The 16,563-nt window shown below is 42.6% G+C and carries 19 protein-coding genes; 10 read left to right on the plus strand and 9 right to left on the minus strand.

Features of this window, described 5'->3' with window-relative positions; all coding sequences use genetic code 11:
* Window positions 1-14: 14 nt before the first annotated feature.
* From BW980_RS18120 to BW980_RS18130, 3 genes are all read right to left on the minus strand, one after another.
* The gene (locus BW980_RS18120; RefSeq protein WP_139327727.1) at window positions 15-533 is read right to left on the minus strand and encodes an outer membrane beta-barrel protein; all 519 of its coding nucleotides are present in this window, start codon (window positions 531-533) and stop codon (window positions 15-17) included.
* A gap of 179 nt (window positions 534-712) precedes the next feature.
* Window positions 713-1,129, minus strand: coding sequence for a type II 3-dehydroquinate dehydratase (gene aroQ / locus BW980_RS18125; RefSeq protein WP_076456577.1), 417 nt, complete (start codon window positions 1,127-1,129; stop codon window positions 713-715).
* Between the two features lie 93 nt (window positions 1,130-1,222).
* Window positions 1,223-1,810, minus strand: a complete 588-nt coding sequence (locus tag BW980_RS18130) for an outer membrane beta-barrel protein (protein WP_175609913.1) — start codon at window positions 1,808-1,810, stop codon at window positions 1,223-1,225.
* Between the two features lie 242 nt (window positions 1,811-2,052).
* Between BW980_RS18130 and xerD the strand changes: the two genes are divergently transcribed.
* Window positions 2,053-2,949, plus strand: coding sequence for a site-specific tyrosine recombinase XerD (gene xerD, locus BW980_RS18135; RefSeq protein WP_076456579.1), 897 nt, complete (start codon window positions 2,053-2,055; stop codon window positions 2,947-2,949).
* A 6-nt stretch (window positions 2,950-2,955) separates the two neighbouring features.
* Here xerD and BW980_RS18140 read toward each other — a convergent pair whose 3' ends face one another.
* Entirely contained in the window at window positions 2,956-3,453 is a 498-nt protein-coding gene (locus BW980_RS18140; RefSeq protein ID WP_139327728.1) for a hypothetical protein, read from the minus strand.
* A gap of 231 nt (window positions 3,454-3,684) precedes the next feature.
* Between BW980_RS18140 and BW980_RS18145 the strand changes: the two genes are divergently transcribed.
* On the plus strand, window positions 3,685-5,379 hold the full coding sequence (locus tag BW980_RS18145; RefSeq protein WP_076456581.1) for a glycoside hydrolase family 13 protein: 1,695 nt from the start codon (window positions 3,685-3,687) through the stop codon (window positions 5,377-5,379).
* On the opposite strand, the gene BW980_RS18150 is transcribed toward BW980_RS18145, so the two are convergent.
* Entirely contained in the window at window positions 5,364-6,689 is a 1,326-nt protein-coding gene (locus BW980_RS18150) for an NAD(P)/FAD-dependent oxidoreductase (RefSeq protein WP_076456582.1), read from the minus strand. The genes BW980_RS18145 and BW980_RS18150 overlap by 16 nt on opposite strands.
* A gap of 326 nt (window positions 6,690-7,015) precedes the next feature.
* Here BW980_RS18150 and BW980_RS18155 point away from each other — a divergent pair, with 326 nt between their 5' ends.
* Both BW980_RS18155 and BW980_RS18160 read left to right on the plus strand, forming a co-directional pair.
* Window positions 7,016-7,510 carry an RNA polymerase sigma factor gene (locus tag BW980_RS18155; RefSeq protein ID WP_013991915.1) on the plus strand — a complete coding sequence of 165 codons (495 nt, stop codon included), beginning with the start codon at window positions 7,016-7,018 and terminating at the stop codon, window positions 7,508-7,510.
* Window positions 7,511-7,514: 4 nt separating this feature from the next.
* The gene (locus tag BW980_RS18160; protein WP_083690525.1) at window positions 7,515-8,165 is read left to right on the plus strand and encodes a hypothetical protein; all 651 of its coding nucleotides are present in this window, start codon (window positions 7,515-7,517) and stop codon (window positions 8,163-8,165) included.
* Here BW980_RS18160 and BW980_RS18165 read toward each other — a convergent pair.
* Together BW980_RS18165 and BW980_RS18170 are read right to left on the minus strand one after the other, a co-directional pair.
* A complete protein-coding gene (locus BW980_RS18165) occupies window positions 8,162-8,977 on the minus strand; it encodes a lysophospholipid acyltransferase family protein (protein ID WP_076456584.1) in 816 nt (271 codons plus the stop codon). The genes BW980_RS18160 and BW980_RS18165 overlap by 4 nt on opposite strands.
* 25 nt (window positions 8,978-9,002) lie before the next feature.
* Window positions 9,003-9,647, minus strand: coding sequence for an NUDIX hydrolase (locus tag BW980_RS18170; protein WP_076456585.1), 645 nt, complete (start codon window positions 9,645-9,647; stop codon window positions 9,003-9,005).
* Between BW980_RS18170 and BW980_RS18175 the strand changes: the two genes are divergently transcribed.
* Entirely contained in the window at window positions 9,646-10,359 is a 714-nt protein-coding gene (locus BW980_RS18175; RefSeq protein WP_076456586.1) for a peptidylprolyl isomerase, read from the plus strand. The two genes, BW980_RS18170 and BW980_RS18175, sit on opposite strands and share 2 nt — an antisense overlap.
* 13 nt (window positions 10,360-10,372) lie before the next feature.
* Here the strand turns inward: BW980_RS18175 and BW980_RS18180 are convergent, their stop codons facing one another.
* Both BW980_RS18180 and BW980_RS18185 read right to left on the minus strand, forming a co-directional pair.
* Window positions 10,373-10,990 (minus strand): trimeric intracellular cation channel family protein, encoded by a 618-nt coding sequence (locus BW980_RS18180; RefSeq protein WP_076456587.1) that lies wholly within the window; start codon window positions 10,988-10,990, stop codon window positions 10,373-10,375.
* A 60-nt stretch (window positions 10,991-11,050) separates the two neighbouring features.
* Window positions 11,051-11,767, minus strand: coding sequence for an RDD family protein (locus BW980_RS18185; RefSeq protein ID WP_076456588.1), 717 nt, complete (start codon window positions 11,765-11,767; stop codon window positions 11,051-11,053).
* A 32-nt stretch (window positions 11,768-11,799) separates the two neighbouring features.
* On the opposite strand from BW980_RS18185, the gene BW980_RS18190 reads away from it, so the two are divergent.
* From BW980_RS18190 to BW980_RS18210, 5 genes are read left to right on the plus strand one after another with little or no spacing between them, the layout of a single operon-like run.
* The gene (locus BW980_RS18190) at window positions 11,800-12,759 is read left to right on the plus strand and encodes a stage II sporulation protein M (protein WP_076456589.1); all 960 of its coding nucleotides are present in this window, start codon (window positions 11,800-11,802) and stop codon (window positions 12,757-12,759) included.
* Window positions 12,756-13,628 carry a hypothetical protein gene (locus BW980_RS18195; RefSeq protein ID WP_076456590.1) on the plus strand — a complete coding sequence of 291 codons (873 nt, stop codon included), beginning with the start codon at window positions 12,756-12,758 and terminating at the stop codon, window positions 13,626-13,628. Before BW980_RS18190 ends, BW980_RS18195 begins: the two co-directional genes overlap by 4 nt.
* Before the next feature lie 2 nt (window positions 13,629-13,630).
* A complete protein-coding gene (locus tag BW980_RS18200) occupies window positions 13,631-14,371 on the plus strand; it encodes a DUF4129 domain-containing protein (RefSeq protein WP_076456591.1) in 741 nt (246 codons plus the stop codon).
* Window positions 14,364-15,587 carry a DUF4350 domain-containing protein gene (locus BW980_RS18205; protein ID WP_076456592.1) on the plus strand — a complete coding sequence of 408 codons (1,224 nt, stop codon included), beginning with the start codon at window positions 14,364-14,366 and terminating at the stop codon, window positions 15,585-15,587. The genes BW980_RS18200 and BW980_RS18205 overlap by 8 nt, the downstream gene beginning before the upstream one ends.
* A complete protein-coding gene (locus BW980_RS18210) occupies window positions 15,565-16,563 on the plus strand; it encodes an AAA family ATPase (RefSeq protein ID WP_076456593.1) in 999 nt (332 codons plus the stop codon). The genes BW980_RS18205 and BW980_RS18210 overlap by 23 nt, the downstream gene beginning before the upstream one ends.

Raw genomic sequence — 16,563 nt, forward strand, 5'->3', positions numbered from 1 at the left:
TCCCTTCCGCCGAATTACCTAAAATGTCTCGCCGATAAAAAGGTATAGACAAAGCCCATGGTAATGGTCGACCAAGTACTATCGTTTACGCTAATACCGGTATACGAAAAGTTCAATTCCGACTTTGGCCCCACTTGAAACCCTATTTGAGGCCGATAGTAAAGTCCGCCCTCGTTTCCTTCATTTAATCCGAAAGCCTTTCCGATATCGCCGCCGATGGAAAAAGTTTTTGCCGGCCAAAGCCTTACCGAGGCTGCAAGGGGCGCGAACTGGATACTGGGATACTTTACACTGATGTTCTGGGCAGTAAACGTTTCGGCAAAACCGTGGATGATACCCCCCTTTATACCGAGGTCGAAGATCTTGTTCGGGGCCCACATATAACCTACATCGGCTCCTATGACCACCCCTACATAGTCATTATACTCCCCGATAGGCAAACCCGCCTGGGCACCGATTTTAAAGCCCTCTTGGGCGTATAAGGAAATACATGAAAAGGTCAGGGTCAGAAATAAACAAAAAGATTTGATCATGGCAATATAAAATTTGGTTTGTTTGGATTGCTTTGTAAGCTAGAAGCTAAACGAAGTTTTTTATCCTTTTGTTGCAGCAACAAACCAAAAATCGACGTGTGACAAACGACGAAACTCTTATAAATAAGCTTCCCTTAAACCAAAAAACTGCCTAAAACAGGTCAAAATAAGTCATTAGGCTATTTTAAAAAACTCTGAATGGCCAAATCATAACTCTGAAGACCAAAGCCAAGAATTACCCCTTTTGCAACGGGCGAGATGTAGGATACATGCCTAAATTCTTCGCGCTTATGGGTATTGGAAATATGAACCTCTACCACAGGTGTCGTAACCGCCTTTATAGCATCGCCAATACCTACGGAAGTGTGCGTATAGGCCGCGGCATTCAAGACAATACCGTCATAAGAAAAGCCTACTTCCTGTATCTTTCCTATAAGTTCACCTTCAATATTCGATTGAAAATATTCGAGCTGAACGTCTTTGTACCTAAACTGTAAATCAGCAAAATAATCTTCGAAAGTTTTGTTTCCGTATACCTCTGGTTCGCGTTTGCCCAACAGATTCAGGTTAGGGCCGTTGATAATGATTAATTTCATATTCCAAAAATAAACTTTTTAATGTGATTCTTACCCTAGACAATGAAAAACGGCCGCTTTAGGCGGCCGTTATATTAATATGGATCTTATCAATTACAGGAAGTATACGGCCCCTATCGACACTCCGGCATTATAGGCTTTGGTAACTTCCAATACTTTGGAAAGTCCCAAACCTATTCTAAGCTGAAAATAGAAATTTTCATCCATTCGATAACCGCCCCCTAAGTTCAAGCCTAATTCAAGAGACTCGGTATCTTGTGACTGAAGGTCCTCTTCCCAGTTATCCGCCAAGAGAAAACCTAGTTGAGGCCCTAGCTCTACGGCTATTTCATCGGTAATATGGTACTTTCCCATAACCGGTATTTGCAAATAAACCAGATTGGCATTGGAAGGGCCTAAATCGGCACCTTGCAAAGAAAACAACAACTCTGGCTGCACATAAAAATCGTCCATAACAGGTATCTCTACCACACCACCAATATAAGCTCCCACCCTGGCCGATATGCCATTGAACTCGCTACCGCGCCATGTAGTGAAATTGATACCGGTTTTTCCCCCGAAGGAAATATCCCCTGTATTGATTCCACCCGATGGGCCGGTACCCTGAATTACGGTTTGTGCAATGCTACTTTGTACTCCAAAAAAAACTAACGCCAGAATAGCGCAAAACTTAATTTTCATGATTACAATGGTTTTTGTGAACGCTATTTTCATTAGTTGCCATCCCTATTTTAACAGAAAAAGATAGATTTTAAGACCAAGGCAACAACAACGAAAACTAGCATTGGTTCGTTATTATATCGTAACCAAAGATAGAAAACTTTACATACTGTCAGTTATTTAGCTCATTTTTTGATTTTAATTTTTACACCTCCTTATAAAAAACGGATTGCCGTAAACCCTGCAATGGTTAACTTTACCCTATGAATTGGCATGAAGCGCTTCAAGACTACCAACATTACCTGAAAATCGAACGGGGCCTATCGAAAAACTCGATTACCAACTATACTTTGGACATTACCAAGCTCATAAGGTTTCTAGACGCGAGTTCCTTAAGCGATAGCCCTGTAAAAATAAAAAAGGAAGTTTTGCAGCAGTTCGTCTATCAAGTTGCCAAGACCATGAACCCAAGGTCACAGGCACGTATTATATCAGGACTCAAAAGTTTTTTTAATTATCTGGTTTTTGAGGACTATAGGGACGATAACCCAATGGACCTGATCGAATCACCCAAGATAGGACGCAAACTACCGGATACCCTATCGGAAGATGAGATCAACGCCCTAATCGAAGCAATAGACCTGTCAAAACCCGAAGGCGAGCGGAATCGTGCCATGCTCGAAACACTCTACGGGTGTGGACTCAGGGTCTCGGAGCTAATCAACCTTAAAATCTCAGATCTTTTTTTTGAAGAAGACTTCATAAAAGTGACGGGTAAAGGAGATAAACAGCGTTTTGTTCCGATTAGCCCCGTCAACAAAAAATACATTACCATTTACAGGAAGGAGATACGGGTTCACCAAAACATACAAAAGGGCTTTGAAGACATCCTTTTCCTAAACCGTCGGGGGCGACAGCTTACCCGTGCCATGGTCTTTACCATCATCAAACAACTGGCGGTAAAAATAGACCTAAAGAAAAGCATAAGCCCCCATACTTTCAGACATTCATTTGCCACGCACCTCTTACAGAACGGTGCCGATCTAAGGGCCATTCAACAGATGTTGGGACACGAAAGTATTACCACTACCGAGGTGTACGTACATGTAGACCGCACACACCTGACCGATGTCATGAACAAATACCACCCGAGAAAGTAGAGGGCATTAAAATTTAATTTTGCTTTTTATCGACAACAAACTCGGCATTCCGTAAGTACCTATATTCGATTTATTGAAATTCAAGTCGTGATTCACTTCCATCATCACATTTTTATTGATGTCGTAGCCCACGCCGTTGGTCATGATATAACGTGGCTTGGGTGCATTTGCACCATGCTTATCCAATTCCCGTTCCATTGCAGCTCCGTTTACAAAGTACAGCCTATGACTCACATAATTTTTTAGTCTCATCGAGACCTTTTGAACATCAAAGGTCCTATAGGTGTCATAGTAATTCTGTAGCTCAACCATGAATTTCTCGTCAAATTCATAGCCTATTAAAAACCCCGAGTGCATTTCATCATCCATAAAAACCGGATAAGAATATGCACTTGTATTAAAGTTCGAATTTTCCGTAAGGGGTTCAATTCCCTGTAGTGTCTTTTCGGGAGTTTGACACTTTCCAATGGCTACAATAAAAAATATACATACAATTCTGATCAATGGAATCACAGCTTGGTTTTGTCATTATAAATATAAGTATACCCCGGGCCAAAAATGACTGATTTTGACAATTTTAACCTTTGGTCGAAGCCCAAAAAAGCGCCTCATTTTCACTTTAAACGCTATTTTATAGGAAATTTATAAACCGAAAACGTTGTAGTTTAGCCCCATACGCCTACACCCTCTTTTATTGAATCTACAAGTTCTATATTTAAAAAATAAATAAAGCACATGTACGAAAACACCGAACGAAAATGGTGGAAAGAAGGTGTAGTCTATCAAATCTACCCAAGAAGTTTTCAAGATACCACCGGTAACGGTATTGGCGACCTACAAGGCATCATTAAAAGACTCGATTATATAAAAAGCCTAGGTGTCGATATCATTTGGCTGAATCCCGTTTACACTTCCCCCAACGACGATAACGGCTATGATATTTCAAACTATAGGGATATTATGGGCGAGTTCGGAACCATGGAAGACATGGACGAGCTTATGGTAGAAATGAAAAAAAGAGACCTACGCCTGGTCATGGACCTTGTTGTAAACCACAGTAGCGATGAACATCAATGGTTTGTTGAATCGCGAAAATCAAGAGACAACCCTTACCGCGACTACTATCATTGGTGGCCCGCCGAAAAAGGCACTCCCCCAAAACGCTTTAGTTATTTTGATATAGACAGCAATGCGTGGAAATATGACCCACCTAGCGATTCATATTACCTACACTACTACTCGGCCAAACAGCCCGACCTCAAATGGGAAAATCCCAAAGTAAGGGAAGAAGTCTACGACCTTATGAAATTTTGGTTCGACAAAGGCATAGACGGCTTCCGTATGGATGTGATTTCAACCATTTCAAAAGACACCGATTACCCAGAGCTTCCCGAAAAGTACATGGGCGATTTTATTCCATACTACGCCGAAGGCCCCCACTTGCACGAGTACCTGCAGGAAATGAACGAAAAAGTTTTGAGCAAGTATGACGTCATGACGGTTGGAGAGGCTCCCGGTGTTCGAAAAGAACAGGCCTTGGACTTTGTTGATGAAGACCGAAACGAACTCAATATGTTCTTTCATTTTGACCTTATGGGCCTTGACCGTGAACCTGGGGAGACCTTTAAGATGAGAAAAGAACCTTGGAAACTCACCGAATTTAAACATATATTCTCCGAATGGGACGAAGTCTTTGCCCAAAAGGGATGGGGAAGCCTCTACTTAGACAACCACGATTTCCCCCGCAGTGTCAGCCGTTGGGGAAACGACTCTAAGGAGCACTGGAAAAACTCGGCCACCCTATTACAGACCTTTTTGCTCTCAATGCGCGGAACCCCCTATTTTTTATATGGAGAGGAAATAGGAATGACCAATATAAAATTTGACAGTATAACCGATTATCAAGACATTAACACCCTGACCCGCTACGAAAGCATAAAAAAATCCGGTGGTGACTTGGAAGCTTTTATCAAAAACGAAAAAGATGCCGGTAGGGACAATGCCCGAACCCCCATGCAATGGAATACCGAGCCCCATTCGGGCTTTACGGTAAAAAAACCTTGGTTAAAGGTGAATGAAAATTACAAGGAGGGCATCAACGTTGCGGCACAAGAATCGGATAAAGACTCCGTACTCAACTACTTCAAGAGCATGGTTCAAGTGCGAAAAGACCATCTCGGACTGGTCTATGGCACCTACCGCTTATTGCTTAAAGACGACGAAAAGGTATATGCTTATGCCCGTGAATGGCAGGGTGAACAATTTTTAGTCCTCCTCAACTTTTCAACCGAATCCAGTTCGGTAAGCATAAATGAAATTCCCTTTGAAAAGGCCCGTCTTATTATTTCAAACCATAAGGCCGAAAACGTACAGGTCGGAACCAATTTTAAACTGGCCCCTTATCAAGCTTCGATCTATAAGGTCTTTTGATTTTTGAACAATGAATAATCACGCTGATAGGGACGTATGATCAAACGTGCTTCCCTATCAAAGCGTACATAATTGTAGACCCAATTTACAAAGACCACTACCCTGTTTCTAAACCCGATAAGAAAAAAGAGGTGTATGAACATCCATACGAACCAGGCAAAAACCCCTTGAAACTTATAATTTTTTAGATCGACTACGGCCTTGTTACGGCCTACCGTGGCCATACTTCCCTTGTCTTTATACACAAAAGGTTCCATGGCTTCGTCACGAACCAAGCGCAATAGGTTTTCACCCAGGTTACGACCTTGCTGAATGGCAGGCTGCGCCATCATCGGATGCCCTTGAGGGGTAGCGTCGGTTTGCATACAAGCTATATCGCCAATGGCAAAAATACGATCATGGCCCATCACTTGATTAAACTCATTAACCTTCAAACGGTTGCCGCCCGCCAGAATTTCCTTGGCATCTAGCCCGGCAATAGGCACGCCTTTTACCCCGGCGGCCCAAACCAAAGTGGCCGCTTCAAACTTCAGTTCCGTTTTTGTCAATGCCGTTTTACCGTCATAAGTGGTAACCCGTGTATTTTTCCAGATATTGACCCCAAGGCTTTCTAGAAAATCCTCTGCCTTTTTCGAAGCATTATCGCTCATTCCCTTCAATATCCGATCCCCCGATTGCACGAGATTGATCTGTGCCCTACGCGTATCTAGATCCGGATAATCTTTGGGAAGAATCCCTTTCTTGATTTCGGCCAAGGCACCGGCCAGCTCCACTCCCGTAGGTCCGCCCCCTACGATTACGAAATTCATCAACGCATCACGCTCATGCAAGTCATCGGTCAATAGTGCTTGTTCAAAATTCTCGAGTATCAGACTCCTAAGGTTCAACGATTGCGGAATGGTCTTCATGGCCATACCGTTGAGCTCAATTTCGGTATTGCCGAAAAAATTAGTGGTAGAACCTGCGGCAATGACCAAATAATCATAGGTCAACTGACCGATATTGGTAACGATAACCTTTGATTCGGGCTTCACTTGCTGCACTTCGGCCAAGCGAAAGTAAAAGTTGCTGTAGTCTTGCAAAATCTTCCGGATCGGATAAGCTATGGAGTCAGGCTCAAGCCCTCCTGTAGAAACCTGGTACAGCAAGGGTTGAAACGTATGATAGTTATTTTTGTCAAGAAGCACGACTTGTACTTCTTTTTTTTTGCTCAATTTCTTGGCCAAGGCCACTCCCCCAAAACCACCACCAACAATTACAATACGCGGCAAGCTCAATTTAGGGATGTTAAGTGCATCTATATCTGACATATTCTAAAATATGGGCAAAATTAATCATTCAATACTTACCCCACGGGCAAACCACAGGTTTTATTCTTTCGGGAGAAACTATAACGTAAGAAATTTCATTTCACTATGTAGTGAAATAAAGTTTATTTAACTTTAACTAAAATTCAAAAACGTAAACTTTAAAATTAATCACATCCATTGAACAGTATCATATCTCCTTAAAAATCAATGACCTTGATCCCATTTTCAAAAACAACATCTTCAATCACTGCTTAAAATAACCGAATTGACGCTGTAACAATTAATCCTTTAGTGCTACTAATAGTCTAACAACCTACCAACTTGGAGTGAACAAAGAACTGGAACATCAATTTGTTACGGAGCTTGAGAACAATCAAAACATTGTTCACAAGGTTTGCACATTGTATACCCATGATAGGGATTCGCATAAAGACCTGTTTCAAGAAATTACGATACAGCTCTGGAAAGCATACCCTAAATTCAGGGGTGAGTCGAAATTCAGTACATGGATGTACCGTGTCGCGCTGAATACGGCAATTACCTTGTACCGAAAGTCGAAAAGACGTGTTCAGACGCAAGATTATGAGTCGGTAATCTTTAAGATAAAGGCCGACGAATATGACAGTACCGAAGAAGAACAGTTAAAGCTCATGTACAAGGCGGTAAAGCAACTAGGTGATATAGACAAGGCCTTGGTCTTTCTATACCTAGAAGACAAAGACTATCGCGAAATAAGTGAAACCCTCGGTATTAGCGAGGTAAATGCACGAGTGAAGATGAATAGGATCAAGACAAAATTAAGAACGATATTGAATCCTTAAGGATATGATGGACGAACTGGAACTTTTAAAGAAAGACTGGCAAAAGAAAAACGACCAGCTTCCTAAGTTGACCTATAACGAAATTCATAAAATGACATGGAAGAAATCCTCCTCCATTGTCAAATGGATACTCATTATCAGCATCCTAGAAATCATATTACCCAATTTACTGTACCTGATTCCTTCCTTTAGGAAAAGCATGAGCATTTACGACAATACCATTGTAGACCAATGCTTCGTCGCCATGACCGTCATCTACTACCTGGTAGTATTCTACTTCGTTTTCCTCTTTTACAAAAGGTACAAGGAAATATCGGTTCTCGATAGTGCCAAGGGCCTGATGCGCAAAATTATCAGGACCCGAAGAACGGTAAAATATTACGTGATATTCTCATTATCTACCATACTCATATTTATAGGCCTGGTGATCATAGGCATCTATCTCAACGATAGCTTTATGGATAACTTTTCGGAAATGGCCGCAAATACCAAAGATGTTTCCCCTGAAAAGCTAAAGACCACCCTAATGGTATCGATGGCAATTATGGGCGTAGTCATGATAGCGTTTTTCGGTGGGGTATACTTTTTGCTCTACGGACTACTCTTGCGTAAGCTCAAGCGCAATTATAAGGAACTAAAAAGACTTGAAGTCTAAACCTTATGCCGATTACGGAACCTTCGGAGTTCGTTCTCTTCTTCGTAGGCCATGAGGTCTTCCTTGGAAATAACCTTTAAAAACGACGGATGCTGTTCAATGGCATACTCCAATTTTTCGATGATGGAGTCGAAAGATTCGTTCTCGTAATCGATATCCAAAGGTTCTTTTATGACCATAGACTGTAGAATTCCCTTTTTCTTGATCCGGAGTCCCTTTTTATCGAAGGAACGTCTAAACCCGTCAATAACTACGGGAACGACAACAGGCCTATATTTTTTGATGATGTGTGCGGTACCTTTTCTAAGGGGTTTCCAAGGCGTGGTAGTACCTTGCGGAAAAGTAATAACCCAACCGTCGTTCAAGGCTTTTCCTATATTGGAAATATCGCTCATTTTCACCTGCCTTTTTACATCTTTACCCTCTGAACGCCAAGTCCGCTCTACACTTACGGACCCTGCATAGGCAAAAATCTTGGTCAAAAGACTTTTCTTCATGGTCTCGGCTGCGGCCACATAGTACATGTTCAACTTGGGTTGCCAAATATAGCCTACGTTCTTGATGCTATTGTCGCGGCCCTTGAGACTTGCATTGAATACGTGGAACATAGCCACTACATCAGCAAAATAGGTCTGGTGGTTACTTACGAAAAGAACGTTCTTGTCAGGTAATGACCGAATGATCTCGGAACCTTCTACATCAAGACTGTTAAAACGCTTGTATCGCGAGTGGGTCATAAGTCCCAAAATACGAATAAGCCATTTTTTCAGAAACAAAATATGCCCGAACGGATTTTCTTTGAATATGCCCATAGATTGCAAAAATACGAATTTACCCCTATAAAACCTGTTGTAACAAGGTCTTGATTTCACTTAGCATCATTCCGGTAGCCCCCCAAACCGTATAACCATTTAATTTAAAGGCAGGTACGGGCACATCGGTCGCATAGGAAGTAGTGAGGTTTTCGGTAAAAACATTGGCATCATCCATAAAATCGGCCAAACGGACCTCTACCAGCTCCTCTACCTCGGTATCTTGCTTGGTAAAAGGCTCGGTACGCGTGTAGAGTCCCATATAGGGTCGAACCTCAAAATTACTGGGCGGAATGTAAATTTCGGTAAGCGATTTTACAATTTCAATATGGTTCGGGTCTACGCCTACTTCCTCATAGGTTTCCCGCAATGCCGTAGCCCTCATATCCCTATCATTTTCTTCTACCTGTCCGCCAGGAAAACCGATTTGATTGGAGTGCACATCCTTTGGGTGACTCTTTCTCAAAATAAGCAACAGGCGGGTCAAATTAACCTCATCTGGGTAGAAAAGCGCCATGACGGCGGCTTTTTTGGTGTTTGCCGACTTTTTACGGGCGGCCTGCAAGTCTTCCAGCCTAAATTGGGGGGCCATTTTTAAATGCGAAGCTTCACCGGGTAAGGGTAGATTCTTTATTTTTGGTATCCGTATGGAGAAATCATCAAAATTCATGACAATCAAAAGTTCGTTTTCAGTAACAATATTACTACTTATTTTTCTGGCTTCATGTGGGGAAAATCCTAAAGAAAAGGTAAAAACGCCCCCGGCCCGGACAGCAACCAAAAAAGATTCGGTGGCCGTAGATTCTTCCGAAACGAAAAAAGAAGAGGAATTTGTGCTCACCGAAGACAATGCCATCGATTTTTTCTTCAATTACCAAAAAGACCTCAAAGCCGACAAAGTAAAGATAACTACCCGTTTCGGCAGTTTTACGGTGCAGCTTTACGATAATGTTCCCTACCACAAGGCCAATTTTATATATCTCGCGCGCAAAGGGTATTTTGACAATACCCAATTTCATCGGGTGGTGAAGAATTTCATTATTCAAGGCGGCAACTCAGACGATAGGTTAACAGGGCAAAAAAGAAGTAAGATCGGACGCTATCTTTTACCACCCGATACGCGAAAAGGCCACCGCCACCACAGGGGGACCATTTCAATGCCGAGTAGTGAAATAGACAACCCACATATGTTGGCATCGCCCTACGAGTTCTTTATCGTGGTCACCGACCCGGGCTCATACCATCTAGACGGAGACTTTACACCCTTTGGAAAGGTCATACAGGGCATGGACGTGGTGGATGCCATTAACCAGGTAGAAACTGGCGATGGCGATTGGCCCTCACAGAACATTTACATTCAAAAAGCAGAGGTCATAGAATAGTCCGTTCAACAACTTAGCTTTCGATTTTACCGTAAATGTTGGGCAGTGCTATACCGAATTTAACCGCCAACAATCGGGTAACAATAATAATCAAGATGGCCGCCACATAGGCATAGGCACCGTCAAAGGGCAACAGCACCAAAACAAAATAACTGATTCCCCCCAAAATACAGGCGGTGGCATATATTTCCTTCCTCCTGAAGATAACGGGAATTTCATTGCAAAGCATATCGCGAATAACCCCTCCAAAGCATGCGGTAATAGTACCCAAGGCTATGCACATTACGGGCAAGAGGTCTATTGCCAGACCTTTTTCTATACCCAACATCGTAAAAAGACCTATGCCTATAGTGTCGAATAAGAACAGGGTTTTTCTTAAGTATTTCAATTGGCGAACAAAAATAACCGAAAAGATGACCGCCCCGGTGATTACGGTAATGTAGATAGGCTCGCGCATCCAGAGTACGGGCGTATTGCCGATAAGTACATCGCGAAGGGTACCACCACCCACCGCCGTAACGAAGGCTACGATAAAAATTCCGAACAAGTCGAGTTTTTTATCCATGGCCACCAAGACCCCGGAAATAGCAAAAGCTATGGTACCTAAAATATCGATTAGAAAATAAAACATGCATTACAGGGTATTTCTGAGTCGATTCCGTTCACCCTCAGACAAAAGCTATTACCATTGCTAGAGTCGCTGAGTGTAGTAGCTGTAATCGTTGACCACTACATCTACAAAATCAATAGGTTTCATATCGGTCGTAATCTGTGCCACCTTTTTTATTTGATCGCTCAAAGATACGATTACATTATGATTCCCCTTCCGTTTTGCCGATTCGTAAAGCTCTTTAATCGTTTGCATCTCGCTATCTTTAAATACGGTCACTTGCGGGAATTGCGGAGTATAATCGTCAGGTAGGTCACGCAGCAAGGTATCGCTTAACGAAATTCGCTTTTTTTCGCTGATTACCGTGGTACCGGCGGCTATATCACCAACACGCTGGCCATTGCCCCGAAATAGAATGGTAAGTACGGCAACACCCCCCGAGCTGAGCACCACATCGATAATCCTTAAGATCCACCGAACGAAATAACTGGAAAAACCGGGCTTTGAACCATCTAACTTAACCACGCGGATCTTCATAAGGGCCTTTCCTACGGTACGCCCATCGGTAAAAGTTTCAAGAAGCACATAATACAAAAATGCGGGCAGGCTCAAAAGTAGGTATAGCGCCCACATATCACTGAAATCCAAATCCATGGCAAGCAAGGTTACAACCGCAAGTACGGTATAAGCGAGGATAATTAAACTATCGACGAGGTAGGCCAACATACGTTCCCCGAGGTGTGCGGTATTCTGGCTTATGGTTATATTTTGAGCCGTTTCTATTTGAAATTGTTCCATAGTTTCGTTTCTTTGGTATAAACCAAACGTTAATGCGCGAGGCCGCCTTTGTAAAACAAAATAAAGACAAATGGGCTACTTTTGAAAGTGCCCTGACCAACAAAACGAAGTTGACGCCCGATAAATTGTCCAATCTTTATATAGAGATCACCGACCACCTCAGCTACGCCAAAACTTTTTATCCGGGAAGCAACACAGAGTTCTATTTGAATAATCTGGCCTCCCAGGCCCATCAAAAGATTTACAAGACCAAACGCGAACCCAAAAATCGAATAATCGAATTCTGGAAAACGGAATTTCCGAAAATGTTCTTCTACCACCAAAGGGAGTTGCTCATTTCTTTTTTGGTGTTTCTGTTCTTTAGTATGGTCGGAGCCTTCTCTGCGGCCAACGAAGGTACTTTTGTACGTTCGATATTAGGCGATGCCTATGTAAACATGACCCTCGAAAACATTGAAAAGGGCGACCCTATGGCAGTCTACAAGCAAATGGGTGAATTCAACATGTTCTTGGGCATCACCATCAACAATATACGCGTGGCCCTTATGGCCTTTGCCTACGGTATTATGCTAGGAATAGGCACCTTGTATATTATGATGCATAACGGTATTATGCTGGGCAGCTTTCAGTACTTCTTTTACGAAAAAGGATTGTTATGGGAATCGGTGCGCACCATTTGGATCCACGGCACCATAGAAATATCGGTCATCATCATTGCCGGTTGCGCTGGACTGGTATTGGCCAATGGCATTCTTTTTCCCGGAACCTACACGCGAATTGAATCGTTTAAAAGAGGGGTTCGGAACGGACTAAAAGTTATGGTGAGTACAATCCCCTTCTTTGTCATAGCGGGCTTTCTCGAAGGTTTTGTCACCCGACATACCGAAATGCCCGACTTTCTTGCCGTTTGTATTATTTTGGCCTCTTTGGCACTAATTTTATTTTACTACGTTATATACCCTAAACGACTGCATAAAAGACCAAATCCATGAAACAATACATAGAGTTCAAAAAACAACGGGAGATGGGCCAAATCTTATCCGACACCTTTGCTTTTTTGAGAAACGATTTCAAATCATTTTTCACTACTTTCTTCAAACTGGTCGGCCCCTATCTTGTGGCCATGATCGTTTGCTACGGATTTTACATGTACCAAACAGGGGATTTTGTTCAGAGAAATGACGCCCTCTCTTCCTCAATGGGCCTTCCCTTACTTTTCTTCATCGTTACGCTCGCCTTCCTCATTACCACGATCACTTCGTATATAATGGCCCAGGCCACTACCCTTTTCTATATTAAGTCGTACATTAAGAACGAGGGCAATATCGATTTTGACGAAATAAAGCAAAACGTTTACGAATCATTTTGGAAGTTTATCGGCCTAGGTTTTTTAGTAGCTATCTGTGCAGGATGTGGTTTTCTTTTCTGCCTTATACCCGGTATCTATCTATACGTGCCCCTATCTTTGTCGTTTTGCTTACTCGCCTTTGAAAGCAAAACTGTTTCAGATGCTTTTAGCGACAGTTTCAAACTGGTCAAGGATTATTGGTGGATCACCTTTGCCTCGCTCTTCGTGGTGGGCATTATCGTTATGGTTACCGGCTATGCCTTTGCCTTGCCCGCTACTATTTACAACTATGCCAAAATGGGAATATTATCAGGTGAAATAGACATGGAAAATTTTGGGACCGCCGACTCGATATCCATCGTTTTGGGCAGTATGGGTACACTCGCTCAGTTTCTTTTGAATATCATATCCGTCGTGGCAGGCGTTTTGATCTATTTTGACCTGAACGAAAAAAAGAACTTTACCGGCACCTATGAACGTATAAAAAATCTCGGCCGAACCTTCGAAGAATAAATATGCCAAAAACGTTTTTCTTTTTTTGTTTTGCCCTGTGTTGCTCCATGGCCTTTGCCATGCCACAGGACTCATTGAAGATTTCGTACGACTCCGAGCCACTGAAGGTTAAAAAAATCAGTGATGCCGACCTGCTTCCTTACCAAAACGACAAGGCTTTCAATTATGAAACCTTCGAAGCCGAAGCCACTTGGTGGGACAATTTTAAAAGTTGGCTCGGCAATCTAATGCTTCGCACACTGGAACTTATTTTCGGCGTTGGAAAAGCCTCGGGTATTCTTGCGGGACTCATACGGCTTGTACCCTATTTACTTTTAGGCCTATTGATCTATATTTTGATACGGTTTTTTCTTAACATCAATGCCAGGGCCCTTCAAGCGGCCCAAAAAAACCAGTCCCTGGTTTCGCTTTCCGAAGAGGAACATATCATTAAAAACGAGAACATCCACGACCTCATACAGGAGGCCCTCTTAAAAAATGATTTTCGACTTGCGGTGCGTTATTGGTACCTACACCTGCTCAAATTGATGGGCGAAAAAGAATTGATCGCCTGGGAACCCCAAAAAACCAATGACGATTATCTACGGGAAATATCAAATTCAGGCCTCAAAGACCCGTTCACACATATTACCCACTTGTACAATTTTATATGGTATGGTGATTTCCCCATAGACGAAACAGGATACCAGAGGGCAAAGCAAACATTTTTATCCATAGAAAAATCGATACAAAAAAATGGATAAAAAAGGCCTCAAATACATCATTGTTGCCGTTGGCACCTTGGTACTCCTGATGTTGTTTCAATACAACCGGCCCAAAGAGATAAACTGGGGCGACTCCTATGTGGCCAAACACAAAATTCCCTACGGCACCTATGTCTTGAACGATGTGATGCAAGGTCTTTTTCAAGATCGGACACAGCAGGTAAACCTATCGCCCTTTGAGTTCTTATCGATGAACAAAAAAACTTCGGGAACCTACTTTTTCGTAAACAACTCCATAAATTTTGGCGACACCGAGCTGTTCGCCCTTTTAGATTGGACCACCCAAGGGAATACCCTTTTCATTGCTTCGGAAAATTTTGAGAAGACACTTTTAGATACCCTTAAGCTTAATACGGCAAGCCTTTTTAATGGATTCGAAAATATACGTTCGTATCGGCACAAGCTGGTCAACCCCACTTTAAAACCCGAAAATGCCTATACCTTCAAAAAAGACGATTACGCCACCTATTTCGATGCGTACAAAAACGAAATCACAACCGTCTTGGGTACGGTTTCCAACGAGAACAATACCGAAACCCCTGGTTTCGCCAACGTCATCAAAATAGCTTACGGCAAAGGCGAAATCGTGCTCAGCACATTCCCCAAAGCCTTTACCAATTATTTTATCTTAAAGAACGATAACAAACAGTATACGGCGGGCCTACTCTCTTACCTCGATGACACCCGCACCATTTACATAGATAACTATCATAAAGCCGGAAAAGCGGTCTATACGTCTCCCATGCACGTTTTTCTGAATACCAAGGAATTTAAATGGGCCTATTACCTCGTATTGATAGGAGTCGTCATGTACGTATTTTTTGAAGGAAAACGCAAACAAAGGGCCATACCTATCGTCACCCCTCTAAAAAACCAAACCTTGGCCTTTACCCGTACCATCGCCGACATGTATTTTGAAAAAGGGGAAGGAAAACAAATTGCCCAACATAAGATCGTCCATTTTTTAGAATACCTTCGGTCACATTTTTATCTGAATACTACGGAAAGGACAGACGATTTCTTTAAAAACTTGGCATCGCGAAGCCACCATACCCAAGAGCAGATCGCTTCGCTTTTTTCACTTATAGATCAAGTGGAAACCAAAGCGAACCTGACCGACACCGAATTACAACAATTGAATACGGCTATAGAAAAATTCAAAAACAAAGCACATGGAAGAAACGCACGATCCTAACGAAGAACTCCACTTCAACAACCGAATTCCCTTAGACGAACTAAAAAACGCAGTTGACCGGATAAAAAAAGAACTCTCCAAAGTCATTATCGGACAAGAGAATTTTATAGAACTTTTGATCGTATCACTTTTGGTAGACGGCCACGTCCTTATAGAAGGGGTGCCCGGTATTGCCAAAACGGTTACGGCCAAACTCTTTGCCAAAACCCTGAAAACCGATTTTAACAGGATCCAATTTACCCCCGACCTAATGCCCAGCGACATTCTCGGCACCTCTATTTTCAATGTAAAACTGTCGGAGTTCGAATATAAAAAAGGTCCTATATTTTCAAATATCGTTTTGATCGACGAGATCAACCGCGCCCCTGCCAAAACCCAAGCCGCCATGTTCGAGACCATGGAAGAAAGACAGATCACCATGGACGGCCAGACCTATAAAATGGATCGCCCCTTTATGGTATTGGCTACCCAAAACCCTATTGAACAAGAAGGCACCTATGCCCTTCCCGAAGCACAATTAGACCGATTTCTATTTAAAATAAAGGTCGACTACCCTTCTTTGGAAGAAGAAGTCTTGATTATCAAGAGCCACCATGAACGCAAAGGAGCCATAGCCAAGGAAAGGATCAATGGCGTGGTGAGCCCCGATGAACTGAACGAATATAAAAACAAGATCCAAGAGGTTATCGTTGAGGAAAAGATCATCAAATACATTGCGGACATTATCACCAAAACGAGAAACCACCCCCATTTGTATTTGGGCGGATCCCCTAGGGCATCGATTGCCACCTTAAATGCGGCCAAGGCCTTTGCCGCCATCAATGGAAGGGATTTTGTAACACCAGAAGATGTCAAAAAAGCACTTGTACCCGTACTCAACCATAGGGTCATTTTAACGCCCGAACGCGAAATGGAAGGCATGACCACGGAAAGCGTGGTACAAATGATAACCGAGTCGGTGGAAATCCCGAGGTAA

The sequence above is a fragment of the Zobellia uliginosa genome (assembly GCF_900156625.1).
GTDB classification, from domain to species: domain Bacteria; phylum Bacteroidota; class Bacteroidia; order Flavobacteriales; family Flavobacteriaceae; genus Zobellia; species Zobellia uliginosa.

Coding starts and splice junctions, on each gene's coding strand:
- BW980_RS18120 (WP_139327727.1), bottom strand. CDS start 533: ATGATCAAATCTTTTTGTTTATTTCTGACCCTGACCTTTTCATGTATT.
- aroQ (WP_076456577.1), bottom strand. CDS start 1,129: ATGAAATTAATCATTATCAACGGCCCTAACCTGAATCTGTTGGGCAAA.
- BW980_RS18130 (WP_175609913.1), bottom strand. CDS start 1,810: ATGAAAATTAAGTTTTGCGCTATTCTGGCGTTAGTTTTTTTTGGAGTA.
- xerD (WP_076456579.1), top strand. CDS start 2,053: ATGAATTGGCATGAAGCGCTTCAAGACTACCAACATTACCTGAAAATC.
- BW980_RS18145 (WP_076456581.1), top strand. CDS start 3,685: ATGTACGAAAACACCGAACGAAAATGGTGGAAAGAAGGTGTAGTCTAT.
- BW980_RS18150 (WP_076456582.1), bottom strand. CDS start 6,689: ATGTCAGATATAGATGCACTTAACATCCCTAAATTGAGCTTGCCGCGT.
- BW980_RS18160 (WP_083690525.1), top strand. CDS start 7,515: ATGATGGACGAACTGGAACTTTTAAAGAAAGACTGGCAAAAGAAAAAC.
- BW980_RS18165 (WP_076456584.1), bottom strand. CDS start 8,977: ATGGGCATATTCAAAGAAAATCCGTTCGGGCATATTTTGTTTCTGAAA.
- BW980_RS18175 (WP_076456586.1), top strand. CDS start 9,646: ATGACAATCAAAAGTTCGTTTTCAGTAACAATATTACTACTTATTTTT.
- BW980_RS18170 (WP_076456585.1), bottom strand. CDS start 9,647: ATGAATTTTGATGATTTCTCCATACGGATACCAAAAATAAAGAATCTA.
- BW980_RS18180 (WP_076456587.1), bottom strand. CDS start 10,990: ATGTTTTATTTTCTAATCGATATTTTAGGTACCATAGCTTTTGCTATT.
- BW980_RS18185 (WP_076456588.1), bottom strand. CDS start 11,767: ATGGAACAATTTCAAATAGAAACGGCTCAAAATATAACCATAAGCCAG.
- BW980_RS18190 (WP_076456589.1), top strand. CDS start 11,800: ATGCGCGAGGCCGCCTTTGTAAAACAAAATAAAGACAAATGGGCTACT.
- BW980_RS18195 (WP_076456590.1), top strand. CDS start 12,756: ATGAAACAATACATAGAGTTCAAAAAACAACGGGAGATGGGCCAAATC.
- BW980_RS18200 (WP_076456591.1), top strand. CDS start 13,631: ATGCCAAAAACGTTTTTCTTTTTTTGTTTTGCCCTGTGTTGCTCCATG.
- BW980_RS18205 (WP_076456592.1), top strand. CDS start 14,364: ATGGATAAAAAAGGCCTCAAATACATCATTGTTGCCGTTGGCACCTTG.
- BW980_RS18210 (WP_076456593.1), top strand. CDS start 15,565: ATGGAAGAAACGCACGATCCTAACGAAGAACTCCACTTCAACAACCGA.